General features: G+C 70.2%; 14 protein-coding genes and 1 tRNA gene. 10 read left to right on the top strand and 5 right to left on the bottom strand.

Annotation, left to right across the window (positions count from 1 at the left end):
• Positions 1 to 538, top strand: a 538-nt coding sequence (locus GT042_RS20700) for a zinc-binding dehydrogenase (RefSeq protein WP_161310218.1), incomplete at its 5' end; no start/stop codon positions are given.
• Positions 538 to 1185 (top strand): MBL fold metallo-hydrolase, encoded by a 648-nt coding sequence (locus tag GT042_RS20695; protein ID WP_161310217.1) that lies wholly within the window; start codon positions 538 to 540, stop codon positions 1183 to 1185. The genes GT042_RS20700 and GT042_RS20695, both read left to right, overlap by 1 nt.
• On the opposite strand, the gene GT042_RS20690 is transcribed toward GT042_RS20695, so the two are convergent.
• Positions 1170 to 2111 (bottom strand): pseudouridine synthase, encoded by a 942-nt coding sequence (locus GT042_RS20690; protein WP_161310216.1) that lies wholly within the window; start codon positions 2109 to 2111, stop codon positions 1170 to 1172. The two genes, GT042_RS20695 and GT042_RS20690, sit on opposite strands and share 16 nt — an antisense overlap.
• A gap of 169 nt (positions 2112 to 2280) precedes the next feature.
• On the opposite strand from GT042_RS20690, the gene GT042_RS20685 reads away from it, so the two are divergent.
• Both GT042_RS20685 and GT042_RS20680 read left to right on the top strand, forming a co-directional pair.
• On the top strand, positions 2281 to 3153 hold the full coding sequence (locus GT042_RS20685; RefSeq protein ID WP_161310215.1) for a DMT family transporter: 873 nt from the start codon (positions 2281 to 2283) through the stop codon (positions 3151 to 3153).
• A 217-nt stretch (positions 3154 to 3370) separates the two neighbouring features.
• Complete coding sequence (locus GT042_RS20680) at positions 3371 to 6805, top strand: CARDB domain-containing protein (RefSeq protein WP_161310214.1); 3435 nt, start codon at positions 3371 to 3373, stop codon at positions 6803 to 6805.
• 230 nt (positions 6806 to 7035) lie between these two features.
• Here the strand turns inward: GT042_RS20680 and GT042_RS20675 are convergent, their stop codons facing one another.
• The 3 genes from GT042_RS20675 to GT042_RS39250 all read right to left on the bottom strand — a co-directional run bounded on the left by GT042_RS20675 (position 7036) and on the right by GT042_RS39250 (position 8382).
• Complete coding sequence (locus GT042_RS20675) at positions 7036 to 7698, bottom strand: lysophospholipid acyltransferase family protein (protein ID WP_161310213.1); 663 nt, start codon at positions 7696 to 7698, stop codon at positions 7036 to 7038.
• A gap of 122 nt (positions 7699 to 7820) precedes the next feature.
• On the bottom strand, positions 7821 to 8219 hold the full coding sequence (locus GT042_RS20670; RefSeq protein ID WP_237531005.1) for a hypothetical protein: 399 nt from the start codon (positions 8217 to 8219) through the stop codon (positions 7821 to 7823).
• The gene (locus GT042_RS39250; protein ID WP_237531003.1) at positions 8173 to 8382 is read right to left on the bottom strand and encodes a hypothetical protein; all 210 of its coding nucleotides are present in this window, start codon (positions 8380 to 8382) and stop codon (positions 8173 to 8175) included. The genes GT042_RS20670 and GT042_RS39250 overlap by 47 nt, the downstream gene beginning before the upstream one ends.
• 340 nt (positions 8383 to 8722) lie before the next feature.
• Between GT042_RS39250 and GT042_RS20665 the strand changes: the two genes are divergently transcribed.
• Genes GT042_RS20665 through GT042_RS20655 form a run of 3 tightly spaced genes read left to right on the top strand, consistent with a single transcriptional unit; the run spans position 8723 to position 11032 of the window.
• Complete coding sequence (locus GT042_RS20665; protein WP_345943850.1) at positions 8723 to 10030, top strand: hypothetical protein; 1308 nt, start codon at positions 8723 to 8725, stop codon at positions 10028 to 10030.
• A complete protein-coding gene (locus GT042_RS20660; protein WP_161310212.1) occupies positions 10027 to 10275 on the top strand; it encodes a hypothetical protein in 249 nt (82 codons plus the stop codon). The genes GT042_RS20665 and GT042_RS20660 overlap by 4 nt, the downstream gene beginning before the upstream one ends.
• Positions 10276 to 10306: 31 nt before the next feature.
• Entirely contained in the window at positions 10307 to 11032 is a 726-nt protein-coding gene (locus GT042_RS20655; RefSeq protein WP_161310211.1) for a hypothetical protein, read from the top strand.
• A 118-nt stretch (positions 11033 to 11150) separates the two neighbouring features.
• Here GT042_RS20655 and GT042_RS20650 read toward each other — a convergent pair.
• Positions 11151 to 11238, bottom strand: a tRNA-Leu gene (locus GT042_RS20650).
• Positions 11239 to 11457: 219 nt separating this feature from the next.
• On the opposite strand from GT042_RS20650, the gene GT042_RS20645 reads away from it, so the two are divergent.
• The 3 genes from GT042_RS20645 to GT042_RS20635 all read left to right on the top strand — a co-directional run.
• Positions 11458 to 12783, top strand: a complete 1326-nt coding sequence (locus GT042_RS20645) for a M20/M25/M40 family metallo-hydrolase (RefSeq protein ID WP_161310210.1) — start codon at positions 11458 to 11460, stop codon at positions 12781 to 12783.
• A gap of 152 nt (positions 12784 to 12935) precedes the next feature.
• The gene (gene chpH / locus GT042_RS20640; protein ID WP_161310209.1) at positions 12936 to 13169 is read left to right on the top strand and encodes a chaplin ChpH; all 234 of its coding nucleotides are present in this window, start codon (positions 12936 to 12938) and stop codon (positions 13167 to 13169) included.
• Positions 13170 to 13318: 149 nt separating this feature from the next.
• The coding region (locus GT042_RS20635) for a chaplin (protein ID WP_161310208.1) at positions 13319 to 13950 on the top strand (632 nt) is incomplete at its 3' end.

Here is a 13950-nt window from a genome sequence, read left to right as displayed (position 1 = left end):
GGCCGTCATCGGCTGCGGCGGGGTCGGCGACGCCGCCGTCGTCGGCGCCCGGCTCGCCGGCGCCGCCCGGATCATCGCCGTCGACATCGACGACCGCAAGCTGGAGACGGCGAGGACGATGGGCGCCACCCACACCGTCAACTCCCGCTCCACCGACCCGGTCGAGGCCATCCGCGAACTCACCGGCGGCTTCGGCGCGGACGTCGTCATCGAGGCCGTCGGCCGCCCGGAGACGTACGAACAGGCCTTCTACGCACGGGACCTGGCCGGGACCGTCGTCCTGGTCGGCGTCCCCACGCCCGAGATGAAGCTCGAACTGCCCCTGCTGGACGTCTTCGGCCGCGGCGGCTCGCTCAAGTCGTCCTGGTACGGGGACTGTCTGCCCTCCAGGGACTTCCCGATGCTCATCGACCTCCACCAGCAGGGCCGGATCGACCTCGCCGCGTTCGTCAGCGAGACCATCGAACTCGGCGACGTGGAGAAGGCGTTCGTCCGGATGCACGAGGGCGACGTGCTGCGTTCGGTGGTGGTGTTCTGATGACCGGCTCCGCCGCCTCCGCACCCCGCGTCGACCACCTCGTCACCTCGGGGACCTTCTCCCTCGACGGCGGCACCTGGGACGTCGACAACAACGTCTGGATCGTCGGCGACGACTCCGAGGCGATCGTCATCGACGCCGCGCACGACGCCGCCGCCATCGAGGCCGCCCTCGACGGCCGTACGCTGCGCGCCGTCGTCTGCACCCACGCCCACAACGACCACATCGACGCGGCCCCGGCCCTCGCCGCCGCGACCGGCGCGCCGATCCTGCTCCACCCCGACGACCTGCCGCTGTGGAAGCAGACCCACCCGGACCGGGCCCCCGACGGCGAACTGACCGACGGCGGCACGCTCGCCGTCGGCGGGATCACCCTGACCGTGCTCCACACCCCCGGCCACGCGCCGGGCGCGGTCTGCCTGTACGCCCCCGCGCTGTCGACGGTCTTCACCGGCGACACGCTCTTCCAGGGCGGCCCCGGCGCCACCGGCCGGTCGTTCTCGCACTTCCCGACGATCATCGACTCGATCCGCGACCGGCTGCTCGCGCTGCCCCCGGAGACGGTGGTCCGCACCGGCCACGGCGACCCGACCACGATCGGCGCCGAGGCCCCGCACCTGGAGGAGTGGATTCAGCGCGGCCACTGAGCGGGCGGCAGCAGGCGCGACCCGCTCGTGAAGCGGAACGGCTCACCGGTCAGCGGATCGGTGAACTCCAGTACCTTGGCGAGGAGTTGGAGCGGACGCGCGTAGTCGTCGGGCCCGGGGTCCCGTACGACCGGGTAGAGCGGGTCGTGCAGGAGCGGCAGCCCGAGGCTGTTCATGTGGACCCGCAGCTGATGGGTGCGGCCGGTGGCCGGCAGCAGCCGGTACCGGCCGAACCCGCCCCGGTGCTCCAGCAGTTCGACCCGGCTCTCGCTGTTGGGCTCCCCGGGGACCTCCCGGGCCGCCTGCTCCCCGCGCTCCTTCTCGATCCGGCTCCGTACGGTGAGCGGAAGCGCCACCGCCGGGTCGTACGGCGCGACCGCCTCGTACTCCTTGCGGACCGCCCGGTCCCGGAACAGCGTCTGGTACGCGCCGCGGTCCCCGGCCCGTACGACACACAGCACCAGCCCGGCCGTGAGCCGGTCCAGGCGGTGCGCGGGCTGGAGCTCCGGCAGCCCCCACGCGCGGCGCAGCCGGGCCGGCACGGTCTCGGTGATGTGCGACCCGCGCGGGGTGGTGGCCAGGAAGTGCGGCTTGTCCGCGACGACGATCCGCTCGTCCCGGTGGACGATCCCCACCTCGAACGGCACCCGCTGCTCGGGCGCGAAGTCGCGGTGGAACCAGAGATACCGCCCGGCGGTGTACGGCTCCGACGCGCCGACCGGCCCGTCCACGCCGACAAAACGCCCCTCGCGGAACATCGCGTCGACCCGCTCCGTACCGACGGCCGCTCCGAAGCGCGCCACGAGGTGGTCCCGTACCGTCTCCCACGCCCCGCCGGGATCGGCGGGCAGCCTCAGCCGCACCGCGTCGACCCCTTCGCGCTGCGGCAGGGGGGAGGACGGAGGGGTGCGATGCCGGTGTCCCACGGATCCCACCCCTTTCGCGGCCCGGGCGGTTCCTTCACGGCGCCGGGCGGCGCCGGTGGCACGGGGCTCCCCACCCTACCGACCTGCGGGGTAGCCCGTTCGGCCCACGCCTCGCGCCCCCGGCGGGGATGAGAGCGGATCCCGCGCCGGCCGCCCGCATGATGGACGGGTGATCAGTGTCCTGTTCGCCGTCCTGACCGCGATCAGCAACGGCTCCGCCTCGGTGCTCCAGCGGCGCGCCGCGTCCACGGTGCCCGACTCGGACGCCCTGCACCTCTCGCTGATCAGGCATCTGCTCCGGCAGCGGGTCTGGCTGGCGGGCATCGGCCTGGTCATCGTGGCCGCCGTCTGCCAGGCGATCGCGCTCGCCACCGGCGCCATCGCCGTGGTCCAGCCGATCTTCGTCATCGAGCTGCCCGTGACGCTGCTGATCGCGAGTTACGTCTTCCGGTCCCGGCTCCCGGGCACCGCCTGGCTGGGGGTCGCCGCGGTCACTGTCGGCCTCGCCCTCGGCCTGGGCTCGGCGTCGCCGGGCGGCGGCAGCGAGACCGTGGACGGCCTCTCCTGGATCCCGGCGCTGACCATTACCCTGGCCTTCGAGATGGTCCTGATCGGCGCCGCGCAGCGGGTCCGGGGCAACGCACGCGCCGCGCTCTTCGGACTCGCCGCCGCCGTCGGCTACGCGCTGACCGCCGCGCTGCTGAAGGACGCCGTGTCCCGGATCGAGGACGGCTCTGGCGTGGTCGCGCTGCTCTCCGCCTGGCAGTTGTACGCGACCGCCGCGGCCGGGATCGGCTCGCTCTTCCTCCTCCAGAACGCGCTCCAGGCGGGGTCCCTGGTGGCGTCCCAGCCGATGCTGACCCTCGGGGACGCGCTGATCAGCATCACGTACGGGGTCACGCTGTTCGGCGAGAACGTGCGTACCGGCTGGTGGCTGATCCCGGAGCTGATCGGCGTCGCCCTGATCACCGCGGGCTGTGTCGAACTGGCCCGCTCACCTCTGGCGTCGGGCACCGCGCCGCCCAAGTCCCGCGTGCGCTGAGACCTCGCTCCGCCGGGCCGCGTGTCCTGCTGCCCAATTGATCGTCGTGTGTAAACCGTTGACAAACTGGTGACACGATTGGAACCTGTGACTCGCAAAAAACTGTGCAACTGGCTCAATTTTTTCAGAAGCTCCTCGCAACTTCGTGGCAAGAGTCCGACCCGCAGGCCCCCCTCCCGCGGCCCCCCACTCTCTCGTTCCGACAGACAGAGGACCCATGAAACGAACGCAGCTCAGCAGACGGTGGATCACCGGCCTCGTCATGGCCGGCCTGATCGCCTTCGGGCTCATACCTCTCTCCGGCGCCACCACCGCCACCGCGGCCGACCGCCCCAACGTCGCCGCCGGCCGGACCGCCTCGGCGAGCGGGTCCGAGGGCAGCCACCCCGCCGCCAACGTCACCGACGGCAATCAGCAGACGTACTGGGAAGGGCCGAACAACGGCTTCCCGGGCTGGGTCCAGGCCGACCTCGGCAGCGCCGTCGCCGTCGACCAGGTGGTCCTCAGACTGCCGACGACGTGGGAAGCGCGCACCCAGGCCGTCGCCGTACAGGGCAGCACGAACGGGACGACCTTCAGCACCCTCTCCGCCTCGGCGGCCCGTGCGTTCTCCCCGGCCTCGGGCAACACCGTCACCATCGACTTCACCTCGACGAGCGTCCGGTACGTCCGGGTGAACATCACCGGGAACACCGGCTGGCCCGCCGCCCAGGTCTCCGAGCTGGCGGTGTACGGCCCGGCGGCCACCGACCCGGGTCCCGGCCCCGATCCCGACCCGGGCACGGGCACCAACCTCGCCCGCGGCAAGGCCGTCGAGGCGAACTCGTCGGTCTTCTCGTTCGTCGCGGCCAACGCCAACGACAACAACCTCGCCACGTACTGGGAGTCCAACGGGCAGCCGTCGAACCTCACCGTGAAGCTCGGCGCCGACGCCGACCTCAGCTCCGTCGTGGTCAAGCTCAACCCCGACTCCGCGTGGGGGCCGAGGACCCAGAGCATCCAGGTCCTCGGACGCGCCTACACCGCCGCCGGCTTCACGTCGCTCAAGGCGCGGGCCGACTACGCCTTCAACCCGGCGACCAACCAGAACTCGGTGACGATCCCGGTCACCGGCCGCGTCTCCGACCTCCAGCTCCAGATCTTCGGCAACACCGGGGCGGGCGGCGGCCAGGTCGCCGAGATCCAGGTCATCGGAGTCCCGGCGCCCAACCCGGACCTGACCGTCACCGCGCTGACGTGGACCCCCGCCGCACCGGTGGAGACCGACACGACCACGGTCAACGCGACCGTACGCAATGTGGGTACCGCCGCCTCCCCGGCGACCACCGTCAACGTCAGCGTCGGCGGCGCCGTCGCGGGCAGCGCCCCGGTCGGCGCGCTCGCCGTGGGCGCCTCGGCCACCGTGCCCGTCGCCGTCGGCAAGCGCTCCGAGGGCAGTTACCGGGTGACCGCCGTGGTGGACCCGACCGACACGGTCGTCGAGCAGGACAACAACAACAACAGCTTCGCCGCGACGGCGCAGCTGGTCGTCGGCCAGGCCCCGGGCCCCGACCTCCAGGTGCTCAGCATCGACTCCACCCCGGCCAACCCGGCCGTCGGAGCACCGGTGCAGTTCACCGTGGCGGTGAAGAACCGCGGCACCACCGCGTCGGGCGCCACCACGGTCACCCGCCTCGCGGTCGGCGGCACGACGCTCAACACCAACACCCCCTCGATCGCCGCCGGCGCCACCGCCAACGTGAGCGTCAACGGCAGCTGGACCGCCACCAGCGGCGGCGCGACCCTCGTGGCCACCGCCGACGCCACCAACGTCGTCACGGAGACCAACGAGACCAACAACGCGTTCTCCCGGTCCATCGTGGTCGGGCGCGGCGCGGCGGTCCCGTACACCGAGTACGAGGCCGAAGCCGGCCGATACCAGGGCACGTTGCTGGAGACCGACGCCGAACGCACCTTCGGGCACACGAACTTCGCCACCGAGTCCTCGGGCCGCAAGTCGGTACGGCTCAACAGCACCGGTCAGTTCGTGGAGTTCACCTCCACCGTGCCGACCAACTCGATCGTGGTCCGCAACTCGATCCCCGACGCGGCGAACGGCGGCGGCATCGAGGCCACCATCGGCCTCTACGTCAACGACACCTTCGTCAGGAAGCTCACCTTCTCCTCGAAGCACAGCTGGCTGTACGGGGACACGGACGGCCCCGAGGCTCTGACCAACACCCCGCAGGCCGACGCCCGGCGGCTCTTCGACGAGTCGAACGCGCTCCTGTCGACGACGTATCCGGCGGGTACCAAGTTCAAGCTCCAGCGGGACGCGAGCGACACCGCGTCCTTCTACATCATCGACCTGATCGACCTGGAGCAGGTCGCCCCGCCGACGAGCAAGCCGGCGGAGTGCACCTCGATCACGGCGTACGGCGCGGTGCCCGACGACGGCATCGACGACACGGCCGCCATCCAGCGGGCGGTGACGGACAACCAGACCGACGTCATCGACTGCGTGTGGATCCCGGTGGGGCAGTGGCGCCAGGAGAAGAAGATCCTGACCGACGACCCGCTGAACCGCGGCCAGTACAACCAGGTCGGCATCAGCAACGTCACCATCCGCGGCGCCGGCATGTGGCACTCCCAGCTCTACACGCTGACCGAACCGCACCTCGCGGTGGGCAGCATCAACCACCCGCACGAGGGCAACTTCGGCTTCGACATCGACAACAACACCCAGATCTCCGACATCGCGATCTTCGGCTCGGGCCGGATCCGCGGTGGCCCCGGCGGCGCCGAGGGCGGAGTCGCCCTGAACGGCCGCTTCGGCAAGAACACCAAGATCGCCAACGTCTGGATCGAGCACGCCAACGTCGGTGTCTGGGTCGGCCGTGACTACGACAACATCCCGGACCTGTGGGGCCCCGCCGACGGGCTGGAGCTCACCGGCATGCGCATCCGCGACACCTACGCCGACGGGATCAACTTCACCAACGGCACGCGGAACTCCAAGGTGTTCAACTCCTCGTTCCGCACCACGGGCGACGACTCCCTGGCGGTCTGGGCCAACCGGTACGTCAAGGACACCTCGGTCGACGTCGCGCACGACAACCAGTTCATCAACAACACGATCCAACTGCCCTGGCGGGCCACGGGCATCGCGGTCTACGGCGGCTACGGCAACAAGATCGAGAACAACCTCGTGTACGACACCGCCAACTACCCGGGCATCATGCTGGCGACCGACCACGACCCGCTGCCCTTCACCGGCCAGACCCTGATCGCCAACAACGGCCTGTACCGCACCGGCGGAGCCTTCTGGAACGAGGACCAGGAGTTCGGCGCCATCACGCTCTTCGCCCAGAGCAGGGACATCCCCGGCGTCACGATCCGTGACACCGACATCTACGACTCCACCTTCGACGGCATCCAGTTCAAGACCGGCGGCGGCAACGTGCCCGGCGTCGTGATCAACAACGTCAAGATCGACAAATCCAACAACGGCGCCGGCATCCTCGCCATGAGCGGCGCCCGGGGCAGCGCGACCCTCACGAACGTCACCATCACCAACTCGGCCGACGGCAACATCGTCACCCAACCGGGCTCCCAGTTCGTGATCACAGGCGGCACCACCACAGCCCGCGCCTGGGGCCGCGCGAACCAGTAACCGGCACGACACACCACACAGCACAGCACCACGAAGGCGGCGGGCCCGGAGAGAGGCAATCCTCTCCGGGCCCGCTCGCCCGCGTCCGACGGCACATCAGGATTGTCAAGGTCAGCGTTTCACGCGGTTGCGGACGGCCAGGACCGCGAGGGCCAGGAGGACGGCCTCGGAGGCGCCGAGGCTCGCGCAGGGCAACCCCAAGGCCCCTGCGACGGAATGCCGTTCGCGGTTCAGGCAGCCAGTGCCGCAGGTTCTCCCAGATGCGTGGCCGCGGTCTTCCAGGCCGCGGTGACGGCGAAGTGGGCCCGGGTGGTGACCAATGCCCCGTCGCCGTCGAGCAGGAGCGGAGACCCGACGTGGACGTGAAGACGGGGGCGCCGCAGCGGCGCGGTGGCCAGCCCCGCGACCTGCTTGACGGCCGAGCCGGAGACGACACGTCGCGCACCGGCCTGCCCGACCGGGATGACGGGCGCGCCGGTGCGCCGCGCGAGCCGGGCGAGCCCGGAGCGGAACGTACCCGGTGCGGCGTCGGCCGCGTCCCGGCGGTCGGGGAGCCCGCCCTCGGCGTAGATGAGGATGTGCCGGCCCTGTTCCAGTGCCTCTGCGGCGAGGTCGAGCGCCCGGGACGCACGGGGATCGCCGCGGTGGACGGGGATATGACCCTCCCGGGCCAGGACCTGACCGAGCAGGGGTACGCGCCAGAGGCCGGCGGCCGCCATCACCACGGGCCGGGTTCCGAGGCGTTGCAGCGCGGCCAGGACGATCGCCGGATCCGCGAGTGAGCTGTGGTTGGCGACGACGATGCCGACGGGGAGGCACCCGGCCCCCTCGTCGGCGGTGACCGTCAACTGCCCGAAGGCGGGGACCACGCGACTGGCGAGTCGGCTGAGCATGCGTTTCTCCTGTTCATCGAGACGATCCTCATCGTCACCGACGAGCCCGCGGCGCGCCTGAGTCCCCGTACTCATTCGCCAAGTCCGCCCGGACGACAGCGACCTCGTCGATCCCCCTGAGGTCACCGCGGACGAGCGGTCGGCCGCGCGAGAGCAAGTCCGGCCCACCGGTCACGTTCCTCCGCGTGGCCGCCGACCGCCGTCGCCCGGGCAACCGCCGCCGCTTCCTCAGGCGTTGGCTCACCGTCGAGGGAGAGCAGCGTCAACGGCCAGGCCGGGGTTCCCGATTGCTCACCGTCGAAGGGGTGCCAGTCCCAGGCCGTGTCGAACCGCCAGCTGCGTCCGTTCCGGTCGGAGACCTCGTCGCCCGGTTCGAGGAACGCGTACGGGCGGAACAGCAGCTCGATACGGACCGGTTCACCGCCGGCCGGATCGAGCGCGTACTCCTGGTCCTCCGGCTCGGGGTCATGGGTGTCACCCTGCCGCAGGAGGTCGAGGTAGCACGCGGGCCGCGGCAGCATGCCGGTGACGCCCGCCGTTCCACCTCATGTTCTCGGCAGGCGGATCCACCTCCAGCCACGGCCACCGCACGGAGACGTGCCGGCCGAAGACCTCGGTGACCGTGGTCTCGGTGAACGGGCATTCCAGCACCAGCACATCACCGGGCCGGTAATTGTCGATCATGGACGCATTCTGCACGCCCTCTCCGACACGCGACCGAACGGGTGCCCGGCGCAAGGGCCTCGGCGCTTCCACAGGGCGTCGGCTCCACCCGCGTCCGGTGCGTTCCGCACACAAAAGTGGCTCGTCGGTTGCCCGGCCTTTCGTCTCGCCCGACAGCGGTATGGTCGTGATGGCTCTGCCGTCACGCCACGCGATCCGGTTGACGCCAATTCGCTCCCCGGGGGCGTGTTGTTGTCCGTCCCCGGGAATTCTTCATTCCGCTACGTCCTGTTGTTCGAAAAGACATTCCCGAGTCTTCCGAAAGAGAGATACTGGGTGCCCGTTTCCTCCAGGAGGCCTCGTGGCCACCCACAGAGTCGAGACAGACCGGACCCCTCACACCGACGAACCCGTCTTACGGGTCGGCGGCCCCGCCCCGGCGCGTCGCGGCCGGGTACGCCGCCTGCTGCCGCGGGGGATCGCCCTGCTCACGTCCGTCTGCACCCTTGTTGTCCTGATCAACGGCCATGCGGCTCTGCCGTTCCAGCGCATCGTGACGATCGAGGCCAAGATGGCCTCCAAGGCGGACTACTTCGGGGACCCCGAGGTCCAGCGCCTGCTCGTCCGGCACGGCATCCGGGTACGGATCACCCGCATGGGCTCGCGGGAGATCGCTGCTCAGAGCTACGAAGGGTACGACGTCGTGTTCCCTTCCGGGCAGCCCGCCTCCGACCAGATCACCCGTAAGCGTGCCACCGAGGGCCGCCCGGTGACGGCGTACCGTCCCTTCGTCAGCCCGATCGTCCTCGCCACCTACCGCGAGTACGCGCAGACGCTCGCCGACCACGCGATCGCAGAGCCACTGCCAGGCGCCCCTGCCGGGGCCGAACCGCTCTACTACCGCCTGGACATGGAGAAGTTCCTCGGCGCGACGCGAGCGGGCACGCGCTGGAACGACCTCGGACTCCGGAAGCACGGCGGCACACACAACGACAACAGGGTCCTGGCCCAGACCTCCCACATCTGCGAGTCCAACTCCGCGGGCACCTACCTCGGACTTGTCTCCTACGTGGATCACACCGTGGGCCCGCACGGGGGCGGGGACAGGGGCGGGGGCGGGATCCCCCGCACGGCCGCCGAGGCCGACGCCTTCGGCCGGGACATCAAAGAACTCCTCAACGGCCAGGGGATGCCGGCCTCGGACAAGAACAAGACGTACGTGTCCCCCGAAGGCAAGAGCACGTCCCCGATCTCGGTCATCTACGAGCACCAGTTCCTCGCCCACCAGATACGGGCCGAGGCGCGGACGGCCCGCGTCGACAACGAACGGGTCCTGCTCTATCCCTCGACGCGGTTCGTCACCGAACCACAGCTCATCGCCCTCACCTCGGAGGGCGACCGCCTCGGCCGGCTCGTCACCGACGATCCCGCACTGCAACGACGCGCGATGGAACTCGGCTTCCGGATAGGCGCCGATGACAACTCCGCCAGCAACTCCGCCGGCGAAGCCCTCACCCGTTTCCTGTCGGAGCACCACATCCCGGTGCCGGCGCTGTCGGAGGACGACACCAAGGCGGTCCTTCCCCAGCTCCCGCTGTTCGAGCGGATGGTCGAACTCGTCGGCGACTGCGCCCCCGTGCCGCAGGCGACCGGTCCGGAGGCGCCGTGACCGGGAACCACCACCTCGGGATCCGTCCGGAGGCCGACCACCGTCCGAGCGACGACGCGGATGACACCTCGGTCACCGGCCGGTCGATCGTGCATGAGCCGGAACTGCTCGCGCTGAACGCGTCCGGCCGCCTGGGGCGGCCCCTCAGGATTGTCCACCCCGCGGCCCTGGAAACTCTGGAAGCGTACGTCCTCAAGGTCCGGTTCCTGCCCGCTGCCTTCAAGGAGATCCGTGGCTGTCACTGAGGCCCAGTGGTGGGGTGCGTGGTGGGGATGGATGGCCTGGTGGCTGGCGGCCGCCGTCGGCCTCGTGACGCTCGCCGTGCTGGCCGTGCGCCGGCTGTCGGCGCGCCGGCGCCGGCGCCTCGGGCGTGCCAGCTACAGCCCGCTGTATCTCGATGACGAAGCCGTCGAAGACCACTACAAGTTCGGCAACCACACAGCGGCGCTGGAGAAGGCGGTCGAAGAGCGGCGCAGCCGCAGCGTGGGCCTCTGGGCGAGTCTGCCCGTCGTGTCCTGGTTCACCGCGAAAAGGGACAGCAGCCAGGAGGTGTTCGTCTCCTACATCCAGGAGAGCGAACCGATCTCGGTGGTCGGCATGCTGCTGTCGGTGTTCGAACGCGAGGACGCCATCGTCCACGTCCGCCTGCGCTCCGGCACCGTCACCCCGAACCGCGCCCTCGTCCGTGAACTCGCCCGCCGTGAGCGGGACGAGGGGCACGCCGACGGTGTAACTCTGAGCGAGATCGGCGAATTCGTCATGGTAGAGGCCAAGTTCGAATCGCTCCCCGGCGACGACAAGGCCCAAATCATGAAGGCGGTGTACCGCGACGGCGAACGCACCGCGCACCTGCGCGTCGTTCTGCGGGCCGACAGGCTGCGCAGCGCCGACAAACAATTACCGTCGGGCCAGTTCCAGGCACGGTGTCTGGGCAAGATCACGAGCTGGAACCCGGCGACCGGGGAGACCGTCCTGGAACACCCGATCGCCGTGTTCCGCTGATCGCCCGCCGACAGCAGGTCGGTGTCCCCGCGTCGGTCGGCCCACAAAAAACTCCCGGCCCGGACGAGTCCGTGCTGGGAGTTCTGTGAGGCCGAGCAAGGTACTGGTGAAATATCGCTGGTGTCCGAGGGGGGACTTGAACCCCCACGCCCGATAAAGGGCACTAGCACCTCAAGCTAGCGCGTCTGCCATTCCGCCACCCGGACCGGGTGTCCGCCGGGCGGCTCAGGGCCGTTCCGACGTGGAAAACCATAGCAAACATTCGGGGGTGCCCGATCACCGCCCGGTCCCTGCGACGCGTCCGTGTGACAGGCGTATGACAGCCGGTGCGGCGGCGGGATCCGCCCTTGGGGCGGGGGGTCCGGCGCGGGAGTATGGGGGGAGTATCAGGAGGACCACCAGCAACGACCGTGGGAGTGAGCAGCGTGAGCGACTCGAGCTCGGGCACAACCGTTTCGGGCGAGGACGAGGTCGTCGACCTCTGCCGTGACCTCATCCGGATCGACACCAGCAACTACGGCGACCACTCCGGACCGGGGGAACGGGCCGCCGCCGAGTACGTCGCGGAGAAGCTCGCCGAGGTGGGCCTCGAACCGAAGATCTTCGAGTCGCACCCCGGCCGCGCCTCCACGGTCGCCCGGATCGAGGGCGAGGACCCCTCCCGGCCCGCCCTGCTCATCCACGGGCACACCGACGTCGTCCCCGCCAACGCCGACGACTGGACGCACCACCCGTTCTCCGGGGAGGTCGCGGACGGCTGTGTCTGGGGCCGGGGCGCCGTCGACATGAAGGACATGGACGCGATGACCCTCGCGGTCGTACGGGACCGGCTGCGCAGCGGCCGCAAGCCCCCGCGCGACATCGTGCTGGCCTTCCTCGCCGACGAGGAGGCGGGCGGTACGTACGGGGCGCGCTTCCTGGTCGACAAGCACCCGGACCTCTTCGAGGGGGTCACCGAGGCGATCAGCGAGGTCGGCGGCTTCTCGTACACCGTCAACGAGAATCTGCGGCTCTACCTGGTCGAGACGGCGGAGAAGGGCATCAACTGGATGCGCCTGACCGTCGAGGGCACCGCCGGCCACGGTTCGATGATCAGCAAGGACAACGCGGTCACGGAGCTGTGCGAGGCCGTCGCCCGGCTCGGCCGGCACAAGTGGCCGGTGCGGGTGACCAAGTCCGTACGGTCCTTCCTGGACGAGCTGTCCGACGCGTTCGGCTTCACGGTCGACCCCGACGACATGGAAGCCACGCTCGTCCGCCTCGGCGGCATCGCCAAGATGATCGGCGCCACCCTCAACAACTCCGCCGCCCCCACCATGCTCAACGCCGGGTACAAGGTGAACGTGATCCCCGGCGAGGCGGTGGCGCACGTGGACGGCCGGTTCCTGCCCGGGTACGAGGAGGAGTTCCTCTCCGAGGTCGACCGGCTGCTCGGCCCCCGGGTGAAGCGGGAGACCGTCAAGCGGGACAAGGCGCTGGAGACCAGCTTCGACGGCGCGCTGGTCGACGCGATGCAGAACGCGCTCGCCGCCGAGGACCCGATCGCGCGGGCCGTCCCGTACATGCTCTCGGGCGGTACGGACGCCAAGTCCTTCGACGACCTCGGCATCCGCGGCTTCGGGTTCGCCCCCCTCAAGCTGCCGCCGGAGCTGGACTTCGCCGGCATGTTCCACGGGGTGGACGAGCGGGTGCCGGTCGACGGCCTCCAGTTCGGGGTGCGCGTACTCGACCGGTTCATCGACAACAGCTGAGACGACAGTTGATATAACGCCAGGAATCGCCCGTACGTGCGCACTTGACTGAAAAGAGTGAATGCGACGATACGCTCGTAGCCTGAATGGCTCCTTCTCGTTACTGGTGTGCGGTCCGTGGTCGGGACCGCATTGCCAACAAGGAGGAATACATGATCAAGAAGATCGTCGCCGCTGCGGTTGCCACCGGTGGTCTGGTGCTCGCGGGTGCGGGCATGGCCATCGCCGATTCCGGTGCCCAGGGCGCCGCTGTGGGCTCGCCGGGCGTTGCCTCGGGCAACGTCATCCAGGTGCCCGTCCACATTCCGGTGAACGCGTGCGGCAACACGGTCTCCGTGATCGGGCTGCTGAACCCCGCCTTCGGCAACACCTGCATCAACAAGTGACGTGGAACGACTGACGTTCCTCAACCCGTAAGGGTCTGAGCCCGGGCGGCCCCGGAGTGCGCGCCATGCACTCCGGGGCCGCTGGGCATCCCCGCCCCGGCACCGAAGCCCCGGGGCGATCCGGTAGGCAGAAGGCAGGGAGCAGAGCTATGAGACAGGTCACGCGCAAAGGCCTGATCACCGTGGCGGCCGCGGGCGGCGTCATCGTCCTCGGCGGCGGTTACGCGCACGCCGACTCGGGAGCACGGGGGGCCGCGGCGCATTCCCCGGGCGTCCTGTCCGGGAACAACGTCCAGGTCCCGGTGCACATCCCGGTCAACGCGTGCGGGAACACCGTGAACGTCATCGGTGTGCTCAATCCGGCGTTCGGCAACACGTGTGCCAACGTGTCGGACAACGGTCACGGCGGCAAGGGCAACAGCCACGGTACGGGCGGCTCCCACGGCACACCGCCGCGCGGCGGCTCGCACAGCGACGGCTACGGCGGCGACGGCCCGGACACCGCCCCGCCGCGCGGGGGCTCGCACGGCAGCGGCTCGAACGGCGGTTCGCACGCCGAAGGCGGTACGACCGGGTCGCCCGGCATCGGCTCGGGCAACACCGTCGAGATCCCGATCGACATCCCGGTGAACGTCTGTGGCCTCGGCGTCACCGCCGTCGGCCTGGGCAACCCGGTCTTCGGCAACGACTGCGAGAACGACTCGCCGGAGCCCGCCACGCCGGGCCCGGCGAAGCCGGTGCAGCCGACCGTGCCCACCCCGCCGGTCGCCCCCACGGTTCC

The sequence above is a fragment of the Streptomyces sp. SID3212 genome (genome assembly GCF_009865405.1).
Classification (GTDB): domain Bacteria; phylum Actinomycetota; class Actinomycetes; order Streptomycetales; family Streptomycetaceae; genus Streptomyces.
This window is presented reverse-complemented; position numbering and strand designations above follow the sequence as displayed.

Bases quoted from the DNA above. Each gene is read 5' to 3' on its own strand.
- GT042_RS20695 (WP_161310217.1), top strand. From the start codon at position 538: ATGACCGGCTCCGCCGCCTCCGCACCCCGCGTCGACCACCTCGTCACC.
- GT042_RS20680 (WP_161310214.1), top strand. From the start codon at position 3,371: ATGAAACGAACGCAGCTCAGCAGACGGTGGATCACCGGCCTCGTCATG.
- GT042_RS20675 (WP_161310213.1), bottom strand. From the start codon at position 7,698: ATGCTCAGCCGACTCGCCAGTCGCGTGGTCCCCGCCTTCGGGCAGTTG.
- GT042_RS20670 (WP_237531005.1), bottom strand. From the start codon at position 8,219: ATGCTGCCGCGGCCCGCGTGCTACCTCGACCTCCTGCGGCAGGGTGAC.
- GT042_RS39250 (WP_237531003.1), bottom strand. From the start codon at position 8,382: ATGATCGACAATTACCGGCCCGGTGATGTGCTGGTGCTGGAATGCCCG.
- GT042_RS20655 (WP_161310211.1), top strand. From the start codon at position 10,307: ATGGCCTGGTGGCTGGCGGCCGCCGTCGGCCTCGTGACGCTCGCCGTG.
- chpH (WP_161310209.1), top strand. From the start codon at position 12,936: ATGATCAAGAAGATCGTCGCCGCTGCGGTTGCCACCGGTGGTCTGGTG.